The sequence below is a fragment of the Streptomyces sp. NPDC028907 genome, from assembly GCF_055564995.1.
The window spans coordinates 272,139-291,458 of the sequence record NZ_JBVHVE010000013.1; the positions used below are offsets into that span (position 1 = coordinate 272,139).

Consider the following 19,320-nt stretch of genomic DNA (forward strand, 5'->3'; position numbering starts at 1 on the left):
GCGCCCACGTATGAAGCGGAGGCCCCCATGACAGACACCGGGTTACGGCTGGACACCAGCAAGCCCCACTCTGCCCGCATGTACGACTACTTCCTCGGCGGGAAGGACAACTACCCGGTCGACGTGGAGGCGGCCGAGCAGGTGGTCTCCCTCTTCCCTGACGTACGGGACATGGCGCGGACCAACCGCCGGTTCATGCACCGCGCCTCCCGACTGCTGGCCGAGCGAGGCGTACGCCAGTTCCTCGACATAGGAACCGGCATCCCGACCGAGCCGAACCTCCACCAGATCGTGCAGGGGATCACCCCGGACGCCCGCGTGGTGTACGCCGACAACGACCCGATCGTCCTGCGGCACGCCGAGGCCCTGCTGCACAGCACACCCGAGGGAAGGACGGCTTACGTCCACGGCGACGTACGGGAGCCGGGAAAGATCCTCGAGCAGGCACGCCGAACCCTCGACTTCACCCAGCCGATCGCGCTGTCCCTGGTGGCGCTCCTGCACCTGGTACCGGACGAGGACGAACCGGCGCGGATCGTCGGCGAGTTGATCGAGCCGCTCGCACCCGGGAGCCATGTGACGCTGTCGCACGCGACCGGGGACTTCGACCCGGAGACCTGGGAGCGCGTCGTCGAGGTCTACCGCAGAGGCGGCACCCCGGCCCAGGTGCGCTCGCACGAAGCCTTCGCCGCCTTCTTCGCGGGGCTCGACCTGCTGGCCCCCGGCGTGGTGCTCGCCGCGAACTGGCACCCGGAGCTGGGCGAGCAGCCCGGGAGCGACGACATACCGCTCTACGTGGGCGTCGCCCGTAAACCATGACAGGCCCGCGTCCGGCGGATCGCACCGGGAACGGCCCGATCCGCCGGACGGCACCACGAACTCCGCCGAGTCAGCCCTACGACAGCTGCGACTGCACCTGCGAGGAGATCAGCTCCAGGTGGTCCAGGTCATCCAGGTCGAGGACCTGGAGGTAGATCCGCTGCGACCCGATCTCCTGGTACCGGCCGATCTTCTCGACGACCTCGTCCGGGGAGCCGGCCAGCCCGTTGCGCCTCAGCTCGTCGACCTCACGCCCGATGGCGGCGGCACGACGGGCGACCGCCTGCTCGTCCTTGCCCACGCACACCACGAGGGCGTTGGAGTAGACGAGGTCGTCGCCCTTGCGCCCCGCCGCCTCCGCCGCGGCACGCACCCGACCGAACTGCCGCTCGCTGTCCTCGACCGAGGCGAACGGCATGTTGAACTCGTCGGCGTAGCGGCCGGCCAGGCGCGGGGTGCGGGTGGCGCCGTGGCCGCCGATGAGCACGGGGATCTTGTCCTGCGCGGGCTTGGGCAGGGCGGGCGAGTCGCTGAGCGTGTAATGCTCGCCCTTGAAGTCGAAGGTCTCCCCGACCCGCGTCTCCCAGAGCCCCGTGACGATGGCGAGCTGTTCCTCCAGCCGCCCGAACTTCTCCTTCGGGAACGGGATGCCGTACGCCTTGTGCTCCTCCTCGAACCATCCGGCGCCCAGGCCGAGTTCGACACGGCCGCCGGACATCTGGTCGATCTGGGCGACCTGGATGGCGAGCACTCCGGGCAGCCGGAACGTGCCGGCGGTCATCAGGGTGCCGAGCCGAATCCGATTGGTCTCCCGTGCGAGGCCGGCAAGCGTGATCCAGGCGTCGGTGGGTCCGGGAAGCCCGTCGCCGGAGCCCATCTTCAAATAGTGGTCGGACCGGAAGAAGGCATCGAACCCAAGATCCTCCGAGGCCTTCGCCACGGTGAGAAGGGTGTCGTAGGTGGCCCCCTGCTGGGGCTCGGTGAAGATGCGAAGATCCATGCCTCCATCCTGCACGCCTCGACAGCCGTCAACCGCACGGGGCTCCCTGCCCCTCGCGTCCACGGTCGGGTGAATTCCGTCAACGCCCGTGCCGGCCGCTGCCAGGGCCAGTGACCGGCCCCGAGGGTGATCGTTGGCTCGAACGGAGCCGGACCGCCCGGCGCCCGCCCCCGTCCTTCCGACCGCCGGGGCGTCACCGTGTCGGCCCGCTGTCATTGGGGGGGCCGGAGGCCGAGGAGGCCGTCATGTCCGAGGAACTCGCACCACAGCACACCACCGGTGCCGGTCAGCCCAAGGGACTGCTGCAGCAGATGGAGGAGCTGATGGCTGCCCTGAACGCGGACCTGTCGGCCCTGGACGCGGACCTTCAGTCGACGGGGGCCTCACGGCAGGACGGCGACGCGGGCTGACACGCGGGACGTCCCTCGCCCCCGCCGCCCCTACCCGTCCCATCCCCAGGGGCTCCGCCCCTTCGACCCCACCAGGGGCTCCGCCCCCTGGACCCCCATCGGCCTGAACGGCCTCGTCCTCGAACGCCGGACGGGCTGGAAGTGCCTGGGGCGGCGTAGCGCCCTGCGGGTGGGTGGGGGCTCGGGACGGCCTCGTCCCCAGACGCCGGACGGACTGGAAGTGGGCCGGCGCCGTGGCCCCATGTGGAATGGTCGCGTCGTCGGAGTCGCTGATGGAGGGTTGAACCACGCCATGACCACCCCGCACGCCTTTCCCCTGGAGCCCACCCCGATCCATGTGTCCGACCAGGTCCTCGACGACCTGCGCACCCGTCTCGCGCTGACCCGCCCACCGCTGGACGAGGGGAACGGGGACTGGTCCTACGGCGTCCCGGCCGGCTATCTGCGTGAGCTGGTCGCCCACTGGCGGGACGGCTACGACTGGCGCAAGGCCGAGGCCGACATCAATGCCTACGCGCACTACCAGGTGAGCGTCGCCGGGGTCCCGGTGCACTTCATGCGCAAGCCGGGACGCGGCCCCCGCCCGATCCCGTTGATCCTCACCCACGGCTGGCCATGGACGTTCTGGCACTGGTCGAAGGTGATCGATCCGCTCGCCGACCCGGCCGCGTTCGGCGGTGACCCGACCGACGCCTTCGACGTCATCGTGCCGTCCCTGCCGGGCTTCGGCTTCCCCGGCCCGCTCACCGGCTTTCCGGACGTCAACTTCTGGAAGGTCTCCGACCTCTGGCACACCTTGATGACCGAGACCCTGGGGTACGAGAAGTACGCCGCCGCAGGCTGCGACATCGGCGGGATCGTCTCCAGCCAGCTCGGCCACAAGTACGCCGACGAGCTCTACGGCATCCACATCGGCTCGGGGCTGCCGCTCGACTTCTTCTCCGGCCCCCGTGCCTGGGACTTCGCCCGGAACCGCCCCCTCACCGACGACCTCCCCGCCGACGTCCGCGCCCGCATCGTCGACCAGGACCACCGCTGGGCGTCCCACCTCGCCGTGCACATGCTCGACGGCGCCACGCTGGCCCACGGGCTGAGCGACTCCCCCGCCGGCTTGCTCGCCTGGCTGCTGGAGCGCTGGAACGCCTGGAGCGACAACGGCGGCGACATCGAGTCCGTCTTCACCAAGGACGACCTGCTCACCCACGCCACGATCTACTGGGCGAACAACTCCATCGCCACGTCGATGCGTTACTACGCCAACGCCAACCGCTACCCCTGGGCCCCCGCCCACGACCGCACCCCGGTCGTCCAGGCCCCGGTCGGCCTCACCTTCGTCACGTACGAGAACCCGCCCGGCGTCCACACCGCCGACGAGCGCGTCCAGGTCTTCAAGACCGGCCCCCAGGCCGCCTGGTTCAACCACGTCAACGTCAACGCCCACGACCACGGCGGCCACTTCATCCCCTGGGAGAACCCCGACGCCTGGGTGAGCGACCTGCGCCGCACCTTCCACGACCGCAGGCCCTGAGAACACCCTCCCCACACGGCGCCGCGGTCGCCCACGGCGGCAAGGGGACGTGTCGGGGGGTGTCCGCCCGCAGAGTCCGGTGTCAACACGCGGCACCTCCTGGCCTACGCCCGCCCGCCGGACCGAGGACGGACACCCCCCGGCGCGACCCCGACCCACCACCCACCGAACCGCGCCACGCGACCCCCCACCCAGCCGCAACGGGCCGCCGCCGGCACCCCACCTCAACCGCCGAAGGTCACCCCGCCTCCGGCACCACCTCATCCCGATCCGCAAGTCTCCGCAGCATCTCCAGCACCCGATCCCGGGACTCGTCCGCCGCGTCGATCGCTTCCACGCACTGCCAGTACGTCGTCTCGTCATCCGCCCCACTGGCCATCCCGACCAGTGCGATCCCCACCTCACCCAACAGACTCCCCAGATGCATCAGCGCCTGCCGCGCGTCCCCCAACTCCGTGAGCTGGGCGGCCCGTAAGTCACCCTCCGTCAGATCGGGCGTCTCCAGGACCCCGCACCCCCGCCCCGCCAGCTCCGTCAACCCCAGCGCCTCGCCCCGCAGTTCAGGTGGGCCGAAGACCGCGAGCCGGCTGCCGATCGCCTGAGCCAGGGCCTGCGCCTGCCACACCTCGGTCATCATCTCCGGAACGCCCTTGCTCCCCGCCAGCGCCCGCCTGCTCGTCACGATCAGCCGCACCGCGTCCATCCGCAGTCCCCGTCTGTCCCGACGCGCTGCCCACGCGTCCACCCGAACTCCCTTGTCCACTACCCAGAGTGAAGGCCCTTGAGACGAAAAGCCAGAGGAAGACGGAAATCTGCGGACAACTTTTCAGCTACAGCCCCTCAAACAACCACAGAGAGTGAAAGTGGAGCGCACTCCTCCCCACTCTCGCCAGACGCCCTACGGCGCCGGAAACCTCCGCTCGTTGCGGTCGATCTTCGCGTCCAGCGCCGCCAGCGGATCGACCCCGAGCACCTCGCACAGCTGCAGCAGATACGCCAGCACGTCCGCGACCTCGTCGGTCACCCGCCCCGCCCTCTCCGCGTCGTCCATGACCCGCGAGGACTCCTCCGGCGTCATCCACTGGAAGATCTCCACCAGCTCGGACGCCTCCACGCTGAGCGCCGCGACGAGGTTCTTCGGCGTGTGATACGGCTGCCAGCCCCGCACGGCAGCGAACTCGGCCAGCCTGCGCTGAAGCCCGGCCACATCAAGAGGTTCGGTCACGCTCCAGGTGTACCACCGTCACGGAATCCCCCTCCGCCACCCCGGCCACGTCACTCACGGCCCCCACCACCCGGATGTGCCCCCGCTCGCACATCCGCGCCGCGAGCCCCGCCAACTCCCCCCGCTGCCCCGGATCCAGCCCTCGATCGAATCCGTCCACCAGCACACTCAACGTCTGCATGGCCGCGGGCACCTCGCCCACCGGATCGACCTCCAGCACCCCGGGCCCCGTCAGCAGCACCAACGCCAGCGCGAGATACCGCAGCTCCCCGTCCCCCAGCCGGCCGAGCTCGGTCCGCACCCCGTCGCCCCGGTCCAGCGTCCCCCGCACCGTCCCGTCCCCCAGCACCTCACCGATCACGTCGGCCACCACCCCCGCGCATCCCGCCCGTACCGCCGCCACGAACTGCGCATGCCGCCGCCCGCACTCGGCGCGGGTCCGCCACAGCACCTCGGCGAGGTTGTCGCAGCCCCCGAGCAGCCGCCCGGACCCGATCGGCACCGGCGCCCGCATCCGGTCCGGTCGAGGATCACACGCGTAGACCGACCGCAACGCCACGACCATCTGCTCGGCCGCCGCGAGCACCCGCCGCTGCCCGTCCGTCTTTCCGGCCACCCGCAGCGGCAGCAGGGCGGTGGCCAGCCGGTCGTCCGGCAGGGGCGCCCGCGTGACCGGGGACTGACCGGCCGTATGCCAGGCGGCCTGCACAAAGGGCCGGCTCGGATCGCGCAGGGCAGTCTCCAGCAGCACCACGCCGTCCGCGCTCAGCCGCTCCCCCACGATCCGCAGTTCGGGCTCGGCCTGCACGGCGACATCGAGCCGCACCGGCCCCTCGGGCCCGTCCACCGTGCAGCCGATACGGAAGCCACGCCGCCGCTGAGCGTCGGGCCGGGCCCGTTCCGGGACGCACGCGACGGGATCGGGGAACACCTCTGCCACCCCGGCACCGCCACCCAGCCGGGCCAGTGCCTCGTACGCCCGTAACGCGGTCGTCTTGCCGGACCCGCTCGGCCCGGCGAGGAACGTCAGCGCCCCGAGCGGCAGAGCGACCCGCCGGAGGCCGGCGAAGGCCGACAGCCGCAGCTCGGTGACACGAGGCCGGTCGGGACACGTCTCGGCGCCCACGGAGTCGCCCGCGGAGTGACCCACGGATTCGCCTGCGGATTCGCCCACGGAGTTGTCCGCACAGGCGTCCGCGGAGCGCGCCCGAAGCCCGGGCGTCGCACCCCCACGGCGCCCCTGAGGCGGCACGGACACGGCACGGGAGACAGACGACGGCACGGCCATGTCCGGACCGTAGGCCCCCGCCGCCCAGGCGAACCGTTCCCCCGCCGCGCCCTTCCTACGATCGAGGGACCGCCGGGCACCGCCCGGTCATGCCCCCGCCCGGCACCGTCAGGCGCCCGGCACCCCCGCGCCCTCCATCAACCCGCTCACCTCGGTCCCGGGCGGCGTCAGCAGGAACACGTTCCGGTCCACCCGGTGCATCCCGCTCGCCAGCCCGAAGACCACCCCCGTGCTGAAGTCGAGCACCCGCTTGGCGACCTCGGTCTCCGCCCCCGTCAGATCCAGCAGCACCGGGATCCCCGCCATCAGCGTCTCAGCGACGTCGCGGGCGTCCGCGAACACGTTGACCCGCAGGACGACGAACCGGCGGCGCGGCTCCGTCGCCGCCTCGGGGGGCACTCGGTGGTCCACCGCGGACGGCCAGGCGTCACGTCCACGCAACGGCACGACCTGGGCGAGCCCCTCCCACTGTTCATCGGTGACGTCGTGGCTGTTCACCGGCTCCCCCCGTGTTGATTTGCCTTCCATGCCTGCACCAGCCAATTCTTACGCCAAGTCACCCGTTCGGCCCAACAGCGACACGGTCCGCGACCGCACCGAACCGTCCCGTACGGCTCCAGCCCACCCCTCACATCGCCCCATCGGCGACTGTGTGGCCGACGTAACTCCTCATGATCAAGGGATGTGACATCGACGTAACGGGCAATTCGTACGCTTCACGCACCACCCCGACCGCCGGAGAAGGGCAGCGCGTGATCTCGACCACCTCCACGACTCCCCTCTCCACGACTCAGGTCCGGACGGTCTGCACGTACTGCGGGGTCGGCTGTGGAGTACTGCTGGACGTCGGGGCGGGGCCCGACGGGCGGCGTACGGTGCTGAAGGCATCCGGGGACAAGGCGCACCCGGCGAACGCTGGCCGGCTGTGCACGAAGGGCGCGACCACGGCCGAGATGCTCGCGGCGCCCGGGCGGCTGACCACCGCGCTGGTCAGGGACGACCGGGGCGAGGAGCCGGTGCCCTCCCCGGCCGCCGACGCCATCGCCGAGACGGCCCGCCGGCTCCGCGCGGTCATCGACGAGCACGGGCCGGACGCGGTCGCCCTCTATGTGTCCGGGCAGATGAGCCTGGAGGCGCAGTACCTGGCGAACAAGCTGGCCAAGGGGTTCATCCGCACCAACCAGATCGAGTCGAACTCGCGGCTGTGCATGGCCAGCGCCGGGGCGGGATACAAGCTGTCGCTGGGGGCCGACGGGCCGCCGGGGTCGTACGAGGACTTCGACAAGGCCGACGTCTTCCTCGTCACCGGTTCGAACATGGCCGACTGCCACCCCATCCTCTTCCTGCGGATGATGGAACGGGTCAAAGCGGGTGCCAAGCTCATCGTGGTCGATCCGCGACGCACCGCCACCGCCGCCAAGGCCGATCTCTTCCTCCAGATCAAGCCGGGCACCGACCTCGCGCTCCTCAACGGCCTCCTGCACCTGCTCGTCGAGAACGGCCACACGGATCCCGACTTCATCGCCGCCCACACCGAGGGCTGGGAGGCGATGCCCGCCTTCCTCGCCGACTACGCGCCGGCCGCCGTCGCGGAGCTCACCGGACTCGCCGAGGACGACCTCCGTACGGCCGCCCGGCTGATCGGCGAGGCGGGCGAGTGGATGAGCTGCTGGACGATGGGGCTCAACCAGTCCACGCACGGCACCTGGAACACCAACGCCCTGGTCAACCTGCATCTGGCGACGGGCGCCATCTGCCGGCCGGGCTCCGGTCCCTTCTCGCTCACCGGGCAGCCGAACGCCATGGGCGGCCGTGAGATGGGGTACATGGGGCCGGGGCTGCCGGGGCAGCGGTCCGTGCTCGTCGAGGCCGAGCGGGACTTCGTCGAGGAGCTGTGGGAGCTGCCGCCGGGCACGCTGCGCGCGGACGGTGTCGGCAAGGGCACCGTCGACATGTTCCAGAAGATGGCCGATCGCGAGATCAAGGCCTGCTGGATCATCTGCACCAACCCCGTCGCCTCGGTCGCCAACCGCCGTACCGTCATCGAGGGCCTGGAGGCCGCGGAGTTCGTCGTCACGCAGGACGTGTTCGGGGAGACCGAGACCAACGCGTACGCCGACGTCGTGCTGCCGGGCGCGATGTGGACGGAGGGCGAGGGCGTCTTCGTCAACAGTGAGCGCAATCTGACGCTGACCCGGGCCGTGACCGACCCGCCCGGGGAGGCGATGGCGGACTGGCGGATCATCGCGGCCGTGGCGTGCGCGATGGGGTACGAGAAGGGGTTCTCGTACGAGAGCGCCGAGGACGTCTTCGAGGAGATACGGCGGGCCTGGAACCCGGTGACCGGCTGGGATCTGCGCGGGGTGACGTACGAGCGGCTGCGGGACACGCCGGTGCAGTGGCCGGCCGCCGAGGTGGACGGGCCGCAGCGCAATCCGATCCGGTACGTCGACGCGGACGGCGGGCTGCGCTTCCCGACCGCGAGCGGACGCGCCGCCTTCCATGCCCGGCCGCACATGCCGGCCGCCGAGATGCCCGACGACGACTACCCCTTCGTACTGAACACCGGGCGGGTGCAGCACCAGTGGCACACGCTGACCAAGACCGGGAAGGTCGCCAAGCTCAACAAGCTGAACCCGGGGCCGTTCGTGGAGGTGCATCCGCGGGACGCGCGGGAGCTGGGGATCGCCGACGGGGACCGGGTGGAGGTGGCCTCGCGGCGGGGGCGGGCGGTGTTGCCGGCCGTGGTGACCGAGCGGGTGCGGCCCGGGGACGCGTTCGCGCCGTTCCACTGGAACGACCTGTTCGGGGAGTATCTGAGCGTCAACGCGGTGACGAGCGACGCGGTGGACCCGATCTCCTTCCAGCCGGAGTTCAAGGTGTGCGCCGTGTCGCTGGCGAAGGTCAACGAGCCGGCGCCGGTCGCCGCGCGGCCGGCCGAGGTGGTCGTGCCGACGTCCGTCACCCCGGGCGCGGACCCGTTCGGGCTGGACCCCGCCCCGCCGCCCGTCCTGACCGCACAGGAACGCCTCTATCTGACCGGCTTCCTCGCCGGTATCGAGACCGGCGCGCCCGGCATCCCCGTCCTGCCGCCGGACGCGCCTTTCAGCCCCGAGCACGCGCTGTGGGTCAACGGCGTGCTCGCCGGGATGTACTCACGGTCGGCGACCGAGCCCGCCGCCGCCGTGCCGGGGTCCGGTCGTGAGGTCGTCGTGCTGTGGGCGTCCCAGACGGGCCACGCCGAGGAGTTCGCCGGGGCCGTCGCCGAGCGGCTCACGGCCGGCGGGCACCGGGCGACCCTGGTCGGCATGGACGACACGGACCCGGGGACGCTGCCCTCCGGTGCCGATCTGCTGCTGATCACCAGCACCTTCGGCGACGGCGACGCGCCCGACAACGGGTCCGGCTTCTGGGACACTCTGTCCGACGCGGGCGCCCCGCGCCTGGACGGGGTCCGGTACGCCGTGCTCGCGTTCGGTGACTCGTCGTACGACGACTTCTGCGGACACGGGCGGCGGCTCGACGCACGGCTGGACGAACTGGGCGGGGTGCGCCTGGCCCCCCGTACGGACTGCGAACCGGACTACGAACCGTCCGCCGGCGCGTGGCTCGACCAGGTCGTCACGGCACTGGACGGCGGCCCGCAGGCACCCGCCGCCGCACCCGCTGCTGTCACCGTCTCCGCTGCCGCGCCGGTCGCCGTGAAGCCCAAGTCCGGCCGCAAGCCCGCCGCCACCACCGCCCGTCTGGTCGGCAACCGGCTGCTGAGCCGGGCCGGCGCGGGCAAGGAGGTGCGGCGCTTCACCTTCGACACGAGCGGGACGTCGCTGACGTACGAGGCGGGCGACGCGCTCGGCGTGCGGCCGGTCAACTCGCCCTCGCTGGTGGCGGAATGGCTGGCGGTGACCGGCGTCGACGGGGCGACGGCCCTGGAGCTGGACGGCGTGGGCGGGACCTCGTTCGCGGAGGCGCTGCACCGGCACCTCGACATCACGCGGATCACCCCCGATCTGCTGCGCTTCGTCGCCGAACGCGTCCGCGACGACCGGGAGCTGCGCAGGCTGCTGCGGCCGGACAACAAGGACGGTCTGGCGCAGTGGAGTTGGGGCCGGCAGGCCGTGGACGTCATCGCCGAGCACTCCGTGCGGGCGGGCGCCGAGGAGTGGGCCGGGGTGCTCAGGAAGCTCCAGCCGCGGCTGTACTCCATCTCGTCGAGCCCGCTCGTCGACCCGCACAGCGTCTCGCTGACGGTCTCCGTCGTGCGGTACGAGAACCTCCACGGCCGGCCGCGCGGCGGGGTCTGCTCGCCCTTCCTCGCCGACTCCGAACCGGACACCGAGGTGCCGGTCTTCGTACAGCGCGCCCCGCACTTCCGCCCGCCCGCGGACGCCTCGACGCCGATGGTCATGGTCGGGCCGGGTACGGGGGTCGCGCCCTTCGTCGGCTTCCTCCAGGAGCGGCGGGTGCTCGGGCACCGGGCGCCCAACTGGCTGTTCTTCGGCGAGCAGCACCGGGCCAGCGACTTCTACTACGAGGACGAGCTGACCGCGCTGATCGACGAGGGCGCCCTGGCCCGCCTCGACACCGCGTTCTCCCGGGACCAGCGCAACAAGGTGTACGTCCAGGACCGGATGCGCGAGCACGGCCCCGAGCTGTGGCGCTGGCTTCAGGACGGCGCCCACTTCTACGTCTGCGGCGACGCCTCGCGCATGGCCAAGGACGTGGACCGGGCGCTGCGCGACATCGCGGTCACGCACGGCGGGCTGGACGAGGCCGAGGCTGCGGCGTACGTGAAGCAGTTGGCGGCGTCGAAGCGGTACGTCCGGGACGTGTACTGACCCGCGGGAGGCCGACGAGCGCCGATGTCAGGCTGCGGCCCCCCGGGTGAAGCGGAGCGTGCCGGCGACCGTGGTCAGGCCGCGGATCATGCCGAGCTGGTTCCAGCCCATGCCGAACTGCTCGCGGTCCACGGTGAACTCGGCGTCCAGGGTCAGGGACTCGGCGTCGGCCCCTACGAGGCGGGCGGTGAAGGTCTTGGGGCGGCTTGTGCCACGGACGGTGAGCTGACCGACGACGTGCACGGTGTCGCCGTCGCGCAGCTCGGCGCCGTGGGCCGAGAAGGTGATCTCGGGGTGGTTGGCGGCGTCGAAGAAGTCGGCGCCGCGCAGGTGCTCGTCGCGCTTGGCGTTGCCGGTGTCCAGGGAGGCGACCTCCAGGGTGATGGTGCCCACGGCGGTGCCGTCGGGCCGGACCTCGCCGTCGCCGGTGACGGCGGCGAAGGTGCCCTTGACGGTCATCAGGCCCCAGAACGTCTTGTGCCGGACGGCGACGGTGGAGGTGGCGGGGTCGAGCTGCCAGGTTCCGGTTTCGACGGCGACGGTCATGGTCTTTCACTCCTGAGCAAGGGGACGGGAGGACGATGGCGGACGACACTTGGTAGTCCAAATTTGGATGACCCCACGCTAGCCGATACTCCAAATTTGAACAACAGCTACACTCGAATTCATGGCCGACAACTCCGCATGCCCCTCCGCCTCCGGCGACGGACTCCTGCCCGCAGAGCTGCACGCCTGGATGCTGATGCTGGCCGCGACGGGGGCCGTGGAGCAGGAGCTGCGCACCGTCGTCAAGGAACGGCTGGACGTCTCGCACGACGAGTTCCTGGTGCTGTGCCTGCTCGCCGCGGACCCCGGGGAGGCGCTGCGCATGACCCGGATCGCGGAGCTCCTCGGACGCCCCAAGACCCGGCTCACCTACCAGATCGCCTGCCTCCAGCACGCCGGACTGGTCACCCGGACGTCGGTCTGCGGCGACAAGCGGGGCGTCGAGGTCGCCCTCACGGAGAAGGCGCGGGGGCTGCTCAAGGAGGCGTCCGGGGTCCTCGCCGAGACGGTCAAGGCGGCGCTGGCCCGGTTCATGGGCCCGACCCAGCGCGAGGCGATGTGCGCGCTGATGCCGGACTTCGCCGCGGAGGCGACGCCGGAGTAGTCGCCGGTGCGGTCGCGGGTACCCGGGCGGGGCCCGCACCTACACCGAGGAGGGCTCCATGGGCATCTCGGACCTGCCCGCTCCCGTCGTACGGCGCGAAACGGCGCCCCAGCCCGACCCGGACGCCCTGGAGAGCGCGCTGCGGGAGCGCGTCGACGGGGAGGTCCGTTTCGACGCCGGGAGCCGGGCCGCGTACTCCACCGATGCCTCGAACTACCGCCAGACACCGATCGGCGTGGTCGTGCCGCACACCCCCGAGGCGGCCGCGGAGGCGGTGGCCGTCGCCCGGGAGCACGACGCGCCCGTGCTGTCGCGGGGCGGCGGGACGAGCCTGGCCGGACAGTGCACCAACACGGCCGTCGTCATCGACTGGTCGAAGTACTGCACGGAACTGGAGTCGGTCGACGTCGAGGCCCGTACATGTGTCGTCCAGCCGGGGATCGTCCTCGACGAGCTCAACCGCCGGCTCGCCCCGACCGGGCTGCGCTTCGGCCCCGAACCGGCCACCCACGCCAACTGCACCATCGGCGGCATGATCGGCAACAACTCCTGCGGCGCCACCGCGCAGGCGAACGGCAAGGTCGTCGACAACATCTCCCGCCTGGAGGTGCTGCTCTACGACGGCACCCGCTTCTGGTGCGGGCCGACCAGCGACGCGGAGTACGCCGAGATCGAGCGGCACGGCGATCTGCGGGCGTCCGTCCACCGGCGGCTGCGCGCCCTGCGCGACACCCACGCCGACGAGATCCGCCGCCGCTTCCCGCGGATCCCCCGCCGGGTCTCCGGCTACAACCTCGACTCGCTCCTGCCCGAGCACGGCTTCGACATCGCCGGGCTGCTCGTCGGCAGCGAGTCGACACTGGTGACCGTCCTGCGGGCGGAGCTGAAGCTGGTGCCGGTGGTCAAGGAACGCACGCTGGTGGTGCTGGGGTTCGGGGACATCGCGCTCGCCGGGGACGCCGTACCGGAGATCCTGCCGTACGAGCCGATCGCGCTGGAGGGCGTGGACCGTCACCTCGTCTACGACGAGCGCCTCAAGCACCTCAACGAGCAGGCCATCGACCAGATGCCCGAGGGGAACGCCTTCCTGATGGTGCAGTTCGGCGGCGACACCGTGGAGGAGGCCGACGAGCACGCGCACCGGATGCTGGACGCGCTGCACGACTCCGAGCACGACGCGGAGGTCGCCTTCCTGGACGACCCCGGCCACGAGGAGCAGCTCTGGCAGGTCCGCGAGGCCGGTCTGGGCGCCACCGCGCACATCCCCGGCCGGCCGGACACCTGGGAGGGCTGGGAGGACTCGGCGGTGCCGCCAGAGCGGCTCGGCGAGTATCTGCGGCGGCTGCGCACCCTGTTCGAGGAGTTCGGGTACCAGAGCGACACCGGCCCCAGCCTGTACGGCCACTTCGGGCAGGGGTGTGTGCACACGCGGATCCCCTTCGACCTGTACAGCGCGGACGGGGTGGCGCTCTACCGGCGCTTCATGGAGCGCGCGGCCGATCTGGTGGTCGAGTTCGGCGGGTCCTTCTCCGGGGAGCACGGAGACGGGCAGAGCCGGGGCGAGCTGCTGCCGCGGATGTTCGGGCGGACGCTCGTGGAAGCGTTCGGGCGGCTCAAGGGCATCTTCGACCCGGCCGACCGGATGAACCCCGGGAAGGTCGTGGCGCCGTACCGGCTCGACGAGAACCTGCGCCTGGGCGGTGACTGGGCCCCGTACGATCCCCGCGACCTGCACTTCCGTTTCCCGCACGACGGCGGATCCTTCGCGGAGGCCGCCAACCGGTGTGTGGGCGTGGGCAAGTGCCGCCGTCTCGAGACCGAGGGCGGCACGGTGATGTGCCCGTCGTACCAGGTCACGCTGGAGGAGGAGCACTCCACGCGGGGCCGGGCACGGTTGCTGTTCGAGATGCTCGACGGGCACGGTGACAGCGCGATCCGCGACGGCTGGCGTTCGCGGGCGGTCAAGGACGCGCTCGATCTGTGCCTGGCCTGCAAGGGGTGCAAGAGCGACTGTCCGGCCGATGTCGACATGGCGACGTACAAGGCGGAGTTCCTGTCCCACCACTACGCCGGGCGGCCGTGGGCGCGGCCCCGCTCCGATCTGTCGATGGGCTGGCTGCCGGTCGTCGCCCAGGCCGTGGGGCGGGGCGGGCTCGGCCCGGTGGTCAACGCCCTCACCCACACCCCGCCGCTGTCCCGGGCGGCGGTCGCGGTGGCCGGGGTGGCGGACCGGGAAGTGCCGCTGTTCGCGCGGGAGTCGTTGCAGAAGTGGTTCGCCCGCCGTGGGTCGCGCGCTCCCTCCGGTTCCGGCGAGCGCGGCACGGTGCTGCTCTGGCCGGACACGTTCACCAACTTCTTCCATCCGCACGTCGGACAGGCGGCCGTGGAGCTGATGGAGCACGCGGGCTGGCGGGTGACGATGCCGACGGAGCCCCTGTGCTGCGGGCTGACGTGGATCTCCACCGGCCAACTGGGCGTCGCCGAACGCGTCCTGTCCCGTACGGTCCGCCACCTGGCCGGTCATCTGCGCGACGGCGGCCTGGTGGTCGGCCTGGAGCCGAGCTGTACGGCCGTGTTCCGCTCGGACGCGGGTGAGCTGTTCCCCGGCGACCGGGACGTACGGCGGCTGGCGGACCGGACGGTCACGCTCTCGGAGTTGCTCACCGAGCACAGCCCGGGATACGAGCCGCCGCGGGTACCCGACCGCACGGCCCGCGCGCTGGCCCAGGTCCACTGCCACCAGCACGCCGTACTGGGCTGGGAGGCCGACGAGCAGTTGCTGCGCCGGGCCGGGGTCGACGCCGAGCGCCTGGACTCCGGCTGCTGCGGCCTGGCCGGCAACTTCGGCTTCGAACAGGGCCACCTGGATGTCAGCCGCGCCTGCGCGGAACGCGTCCTGCTGCCACGGCTGCGGGCGGAGGCCGCCGACACGGTCGTCCTCGCCGACGGCTTCAGCTGCCGCACCCAGATCCACGAACTCGACAGCGGCGGCCACGAGGCCGTCCACCTGGCCGAACTGCTGGCGTCGGCGCTGCCCACGTCCGATGTGGCGGGCAGTGCGTACGGTGTCGCTCCGGGCGCCCGGCCGACACCTCCGGGGCACCGGGCGCGGGCTCTGGCGGCCGCTGGGGCGGGGGTGTTGGCGGGCGGGGCAGCCGCGGCGGCGGTCCGGACGTTTCGGGGGCAGCGCGGCTGATCGGGGCGGACTGCGGACGGGAGCCCGGGGCGGGCGGCCAGGACCTGTGGCGAAGGTGGCCTCGCCCTGGTGCTCCCGCTGCCGCCCTCCGCCTCGGTGAGGTTCCGCTGGTCAGGCGGCGGGCGCCCCGTCGATGACCTCCACGCGGCCGGTGTCCAGGGAGTAGTAGGCGCTGACCACGGCCAAGGCGCCCTTCTTCACCAGCGGGGCGAGGGACGGGTTGGCGCGCAGGCCCGCAGCCGTCTGCTGGGCGTGGACCCGGATCATGGCGTCGACCGGGTCGGCGTGCTTCGCCTTGGCGATGGCGTCGTACGCCGGGCGGACGGCCTCGACGATCGACTGGAGGTTGCCCGGCAGCGGCTTGCGCTCCTTCAGCGCCTTGTACGACGCCTTGACCGCACCGCAGCTCTGGTGCCCGAGCACGACGATCAGCGGGGTCCCCGAGGTCAGCGGGCCGTACTCGACGGAGCCGGTGACCACCGGGGCGACCACCTGACCGCCGGTGCGTATCACGAACAGGTCGCCTATCCCGGTGTCGAAGGACAGCTCCGGGTCCACCCGGGAGTCGATGCAGGAGACGACGACGCCGTACGGGTCCTGCTCCGCGGCGACGGCCTTGCGCCGGTCGAGACTCTGGTTGGGGCGCTGGAGCGTCCCGTTCACCCAGCGCTTGTTGCCGTCCAGCAGCCGCGCGAGGGCCGCGGAGGGCGTCTCGGGCACCGCGCCGGCGGACGGCGAGGAAGACGCCGCCGCGACGGTCGACGCCTTCGGTGCCGAGCCGTTGTCCGTCTTCGCCGAACAGCCCGTGATCACGGCCGCGGTAGCCACCAGCCCTCCGGTGAGGACGGCTCGGCGCTGCGGTTGCGAGACACTGCCCATGGCACGCTTCCCTTCTGATGTTTCCCCTGGTGGGGTGGGTGGTGCCACTGTTTCGAAACGGCGGTTAGCGTCCGTACAGCGCTGATCCAGGACACGAGAAGCGCGCGTCCAAAACACACAGAGTCGCTGGGAGTTGACATCTCCGTAGTCAGGCAGGGGCCCGAACAAGGGCCCGGCGGGCGCCTGTCAGGAGCCCGCCGGGTGGTCCGCTGGGGCCGTCACACCAGTTCGGGCTGCGGCTCCGGTCGTGGTGCGAGGGCCGTCTTCGGCTGCCAGACCTTGACGGTCCGGATGAAACCGAGGATCACCGAGACCATCGCCAGGATGAGAAGCGGCCCGAACAGCCAGGGCCGTTGGGCCATCTCCAGGGGCAGGTAGCGGTACGAGGCGAGGAGCGCCGCGAAGACCGCGGTCCCGTAGGCGACCAGCTGGATTCCCGATCGGTCCCAGCCACGTGCCTGGGCACGCAGAGCCGCCTCGATCGTGAGCGCGAACACCACGCCGGCCACGAGGTCGACGCCGTAGTGGTAGCCGAATCCCAGCGTCGCGCCGAGCGTGGCGACCAGCCAGAACGTGCCGGCGTAGCGCAGGATCCGCGGCCCCGTGCGGGAGTGGACGAAGAGCGTGACAGCCCACGCCGTGTGCAGGCTGGGCATGCAGTTGCGTGGGGTGATCTCGTCGTACGGCATCGACCGCGGGGCGCTGAGCGGCGGCACCGTCTCCGGCCACAGGTTGGCCACCGCCCAGTGCTCACCGCCGGTTCCGAACGCGCCGGTGCCGTAGGCGAAGACCGGTCCGACCACCGGGAAGATCATGTAGATGCTCGGCCCGAGGAGGCCGATCACCAGAAAGGTGCGCACCAGATGGTGGGCGGGGAAGCGGCGCTCGGCCGCCACGTGCCGCAGCTGGTACAGCGCGATGACGACCGCGGCCACCGCGAGCTGAACGTAGACGAAGTCGAGGACGTGGGGGCCGATCGGTCCGGTGGCCCTGACGATCCGGCCCACCAGCCACGACGGGTCGCCCAGGGCGTGATCGGCGGTCACCAGGTACTGGTCGAGCACCGTCGGCCGGGTCTTCGAGGTGATCAGCAGCCAGGCGTCGCCCGTCTTGCGGCCGGCCACCAGCAGCAGGCCGAGGCCGACGCCCTTCAGCAGCAGGATCCGTTCAGGGCCCGTGCGGCGTGTGACGGCGATCACCGCACACCCCAGCATCACCAACAGCGCGCCGTTGCCGAAGGGGTGTCCGTCGGTGACCTTGATGTCGAGAACCCACCGCGCCAGCAGGATGACGAGGTCGATTCCGATCGCGGTGCCCAGCGCGACCATCCGCTGCCGCCAGGTGAGCACCACCATCGTCAGAGCCATGCTGGCGTAGAGCAGGAATCCTGATTTCGGCGGGAATATCACCTCTCGCGCCTGAGTGGTGATCGGCCCCGGCAGGCCATAGTGACGTGCCGCGATCTCCAGTGCGATGAGGAACCCGAGGGCCACGACAGCGGCCGCGGTCCAGAGGACGACCTTTGTTCGCGAAAATACCCGCGTTTTTATGGATATCAATTATTTAGTCAATTTGCTAAGTATGGGCCGAATATGGACTTTTCCAGGCGATCATTAGTTCGATCATGTTATCGGAGTAGTCAAGACGGCCTTCGCCGGCCCGGGGCCGGTGCCGCCTCAGTCCAGCTTGTCGATGCGCTCGCCGCGCAACAGCACCTGGCCGCCGTCGGGCCGGATGATCCCGGCGAGGGTGTGCAGCAAGGTGGACTTGCCGGATCCGGACGGGCCCGTGATCGCCAGCGAGTCGCGCTCGCCGACCTCCACGCCATGGTGCTCATGACGTGTCGTGACCCTTCTCAGCGCTCGAACTTCCAGGTGACGCTCTTGGTGTCGGCCTTGGTCACGCGGACGGGGATGCGGACGGTCCCGCCGTCGCCCTTCTTGCCGGTGCAGGTGATGCTCGCGCCGGTCACGGCCTTCAGGCCGGTCGGGCAGCTGACGCCGGAGACCTTGTCGCCGACCCAGGGCAGCGGGTGGTACCTGCTCTCGGTACGGCCCGCGACGACGTTCGCCGCGAGCGCCTTGTGTCCGCCCACCGACGTGGTGCTGTACTCGTCCAGACGGCTGGTCGACTCGGTGCCGGCGAGGAGATAGGTGCCGAGCCCGCCCAGCGCGACCACGGCGGTCGCACCGCCGACGACGCCGACGAGGAACTTGCTGCGCTGCATCGCGTACTCCTGATGTCCTGGTGTCCGTGGTGAGGGTGCGGCTCCACCCTCGCCCGGGCGCCCGGGCGTGCGCCTCGGCCATAAGGTCGGCGTCGGCCGACGTCAGCGACCGGCCCCTCGGCCGTTCGGCCGATTCCGCTGCCGGGTGCGTGACCTACCGTCGTCGGCATGAGGTCTGTTTCCGGCCGGGGCTGTGCCCGTGGCTTCGCCGTCGGTCTGCTGCTCGCCGCGGGCGTCGTCGACGTCGTTCTCTACGCGGGCAACGACGGCGCGAGCGTCCTGCCGACGGCGAGCCCCGTCTGGCAGACCCTGGCTCTGGTGCTCGTCGGGCTGGCCGCCGTGCTGTGGCCGGCCGGACGGCGGCCCGAGTGGCTGACGCCGCAGGTGCGCACATCCGTGCCCGCTCTCCTCTCGTTCCTGGTCACCGCCGCCTCGCTGCTGGTCTACCCGGAGGTCGTGTTCGGCCCGGGCGAGGTCCTGATCCTGCTGTGCCTGCTGTTCGTCGCGGTACGGCACTGCCCGCCGCGTGCGGCCGTGGTCTGCGGGATCCTCGACGCGGGCGCGCTGCTCGCCCTCCCGGTGCGCGGCGACGTGACGCTGAGCAGTGACGTGCTGGGCCTGGAGACGGTCGGTCTGCTGCTGGTCGGCGCCTTCGCCGGGCTCGCGGGCTATCTGCGCTCGCTGGACTACCGGCGTACGGTCGCCGTCAGCGAGACCCGGCGCGCGGAGCGCCTGGCCATCGCCGCCGACCTGCACGACT

At 71.4% G+C, this 19,320-nt stretch carries 15 protein-coding genes and 2 pseudogenes; 7 read left to right on the plus strand and 10 right to left on the minus strand.

The genetic code is table 11. From position 1 onward, the window contains the following. Positions 1 to 27: 27 nt before the first annotated feature. Positions 28 to 819 carry an SAM-dependent methyltransferase gene (locus ACZ4UU_RS34405; protein ID WP_471907297.1) on the plus strand — a complete coding sequence of 264 codons (792 nt, stop codon included), beginning with the start codon at positions 28 to 30 and terminating at the stop codon, positions 817 to 819. 76 nt (positions 820 to 895) lie between these two features. Here the strand turns inward: ACZ4UU_RS34405 and ACZ4UU_RS34410 are convergent, their stop codons facing one another. Continuing rightward, the gene (locus ACZ4UU_RS34410) at positions 896 to 1,819 is read right to left on the minus strand and encodes an LLM class F420-dependent oxidoreductase (RefSeq protein ID WP_471907298.1); all 924 of its coding nucleotides are present in this window, start codon (positions 1,817 to 1,819) and stop codon (positions 896 to 898) included. A 245-nt stretch (positions 1,820 to 2,064) separates the two neighbouring features. On the opposite strand from ACZ4UU_RS34410, the gene ACZ4UU_RS34415 reads away from it, so the two are divergent. Next, a complete protein-coding gene (locus ACZ4UU_RS34415; RefSeq protein WP_471907299.1) occupies positions 2,065 to 2,229 on the plus strand; it encodes a hypothetical protein in 165 nt (54 codons plus the stop codon). A 292-nt stretch (positions 2,230 to 2,521) separates the two neighbouring features. Then, on the plus strand, positions 2,522 to 3,757 hold the full coding sequence (locus ACZ4UU_RS34420; RefSeq protein ID WP_471907300.1) for an epoxide hydrolase family protein: 1,236 nt from the start codon (positions 2,522 to 2,524) through the stop codon (positions 3,755 to 3,757). A gap of 238 nt (positions 3,758 to 3,995) precedes the next feature. On the opposite strand, the gene ACZ4UU_RS34425 is transcribed toward ACZ4UU_RS34420, so the two are convergent. The 4 genes from ACZ4UU_RS34425 to ACZ4UU_RS34440 all read right to left on the minus strand — a co-directional run bounded on the left by ACZ4UU_RS34425 (position 3,996) and on the right by ACZ4UU_RS34440 (position 6,798). After that, a complete protein-coding gene (locus ACZ4UU_RS34425) occupies positions 3,996 to 4,460 on the minus strand; it encodes a DUF6099 family protein (RefSeq protein WP_471907321.1) in 465 nt (154 codons plus the stop codon). 195 nt (positions 4,461 to 4,655) lie between these two features. Beyond that, complete coding sequence (locus ACZ4UU_RS34430; RefSeq protein ID WP_471907301.1) at positions 4,656 to 4,982, minus strand: nucleotide pyrophosphohydrolase; 327 nt, start codon at positions 4,980 to 4,982, stop codon at positions 4,656 to 4,658. Next, positions 4,966 to 6,240, minus strand: a complete 1,275-nt coding sequence (locus ACZ4UU_RS34435) for an AAA family ATPase (RefSeq protein ID WP_471907322.1) — start codon at positions 6,238 to 6,240, stop codon at positions 4,966 to 4,968. Before ACZ4UU_RS34435 ends, ACZ4UU_RS34430 begins: the two co-directional genes overlap by 17 nt. A gap of 138 nt (positions 6,241 to 6,378) precedes the next feature. Then, a complete protein-coding gene (locus ACZ4UU_RS34440) occupies positions 6,379 to 6,798 on the minus strand; it encodes a cell division protein SepF (RefSeq protein ID WP_471907302.1) in 420 nt (139 codons plus the stop codon). A 224-nt stretch (positions 6,799 to 7,022) separates the two neighbouring features. On the opposite strand from ACZ4UU_RS34440, the gene ACZ4UU_RS34445 reads away from it, so the two are divergent. Continuing rightward, a complete protein-coding gene (locus ACZ4UU_RS34445; protein ID WP_471907303.1) occupies positions 7,023 to 11,108 on the plus strand; it encodes a molybdopterin-dependent oxidoreductase in 4,086 nt (1,361 codons plus the stop codon). A gap of 27 nt (positions 11,109 to 11,135) precedes the next feature. Here the strand turns inward: ACZ4UU_RS34445 and ACZ4UU_RS34450 are convergent, their stop codons facing one another. Continuing rightward, a complete protein-coding gene (locus ACZ4UU_RS34450; protein ID WP_471907304.1) occupies positions 11,136 to 11,654 on the minus strand; it encodes a YceI family protein in 519 nt (172 codons plus the stop codon). 121 nt (positions 11,655 to 11,775) lie between these two features. On the opposite strand from ACZ4UU_RS34450, the gene ACZ4UU_RS34455 reads away from it, so the two are divergent. Together ACZ4UU_RS34455 and ACZ4UU_RS34460 are read left to right on the plus strand one after the other, a co-directional pair. Next, entirely contained in the window at positions 11,776 to 12,258 is a 483-nt protein-coding gene (locus ACZ4UU_RS34455; protein ID WP_471907305.1) for a MarR family winged helix-turn-helix transcriptional regulator, read from the plus strand. A 58-nt stretch (positions 12,259 to 12,316) separates the two neighbouring features. After that, positions 12,317 to 15,454, plus strand: a complete 3,138-nt coding sequence (locus tag ACZ4UU_RS34460; protein WP_471907306.1) for an FAD-binding and (Fe-S)-binding domain-containing protein — start codon at positions 12,317 to 12,319, stop codon at positions 15,452 to 15,454. A 111-nt stretch (positions 15,455 to 15,565) separates the two neighbouring features. Here ACZ4UU_RS34460 and ACZ4UU_RS34465 read toward each other — a convergent pair whose 3' ends face one another. From ACZ4UU_RS34465 to ACZ4UU_RS34480, 4 genes and pseudogenes are all read right to left on the minus strand, one after another. Then, positions 15,566 to 16,333, minus strand: coding sequence for a carbonic anhydrase (locus tag ACZ4UU_RS34465; RefSeq protein ID WP_471907307.1), 768 nt, complete (start codon positions 16,331 to 16,333; stop codon positions 15,566 to 15,568). 218 nt (positions 16,334 to 16,551) lie between these two features. Continuing rightward, on the minus strand, positions 16,552 to 17,883 hold the full coding sequence (locus ACZ4UU_RS34470) for a phosphatase PAP2 family protein (RefSeq protein ID WP_471907323.1): 1,332 nt from the start codon (positions 17,881 to 17,883) through the stop codon (positions 16,552 to 16,554). 132 nt (positions 17,884 to 18,015) lie between these two features. Then, positions 18,016 to 18,192: pseudogene (locus ACZ4UU_RS34475) on the minus strand (ATP-binding cassette domain-containing protein); the annotation flags it as partial. Beyond that, the gene (locus ACZ4UU_RS34480; RefSeq protein WP_471907308.1) at positions 18,189 to 18,560 is read right to left on the minus strand and encodes a DUF4333 domain-containing protein; all 372 of its coding nucleotides are present in this window, start codon (positions 18,558 to 18,560) and stop codon (positions 18,189 to 18,191) included. The pseudogene ACZ4UU_RS34475 and the gene ACZ4UU_RS34480, both read right to left, overlap by 4 nt. A 168-nt stretch (positions 18,561 to 18,728) precedes the next feature. Between ACZ4UU_RS34480 and ACZ4UU_RS34485 the strand changes: the two are divergent. Continuing rightward, a pseudogene (locus ACZ4UU_RS34485) lies at positions 18,729 to 19,320 on the plus strand (sensor histidine kinase); the annotation flags it as partial.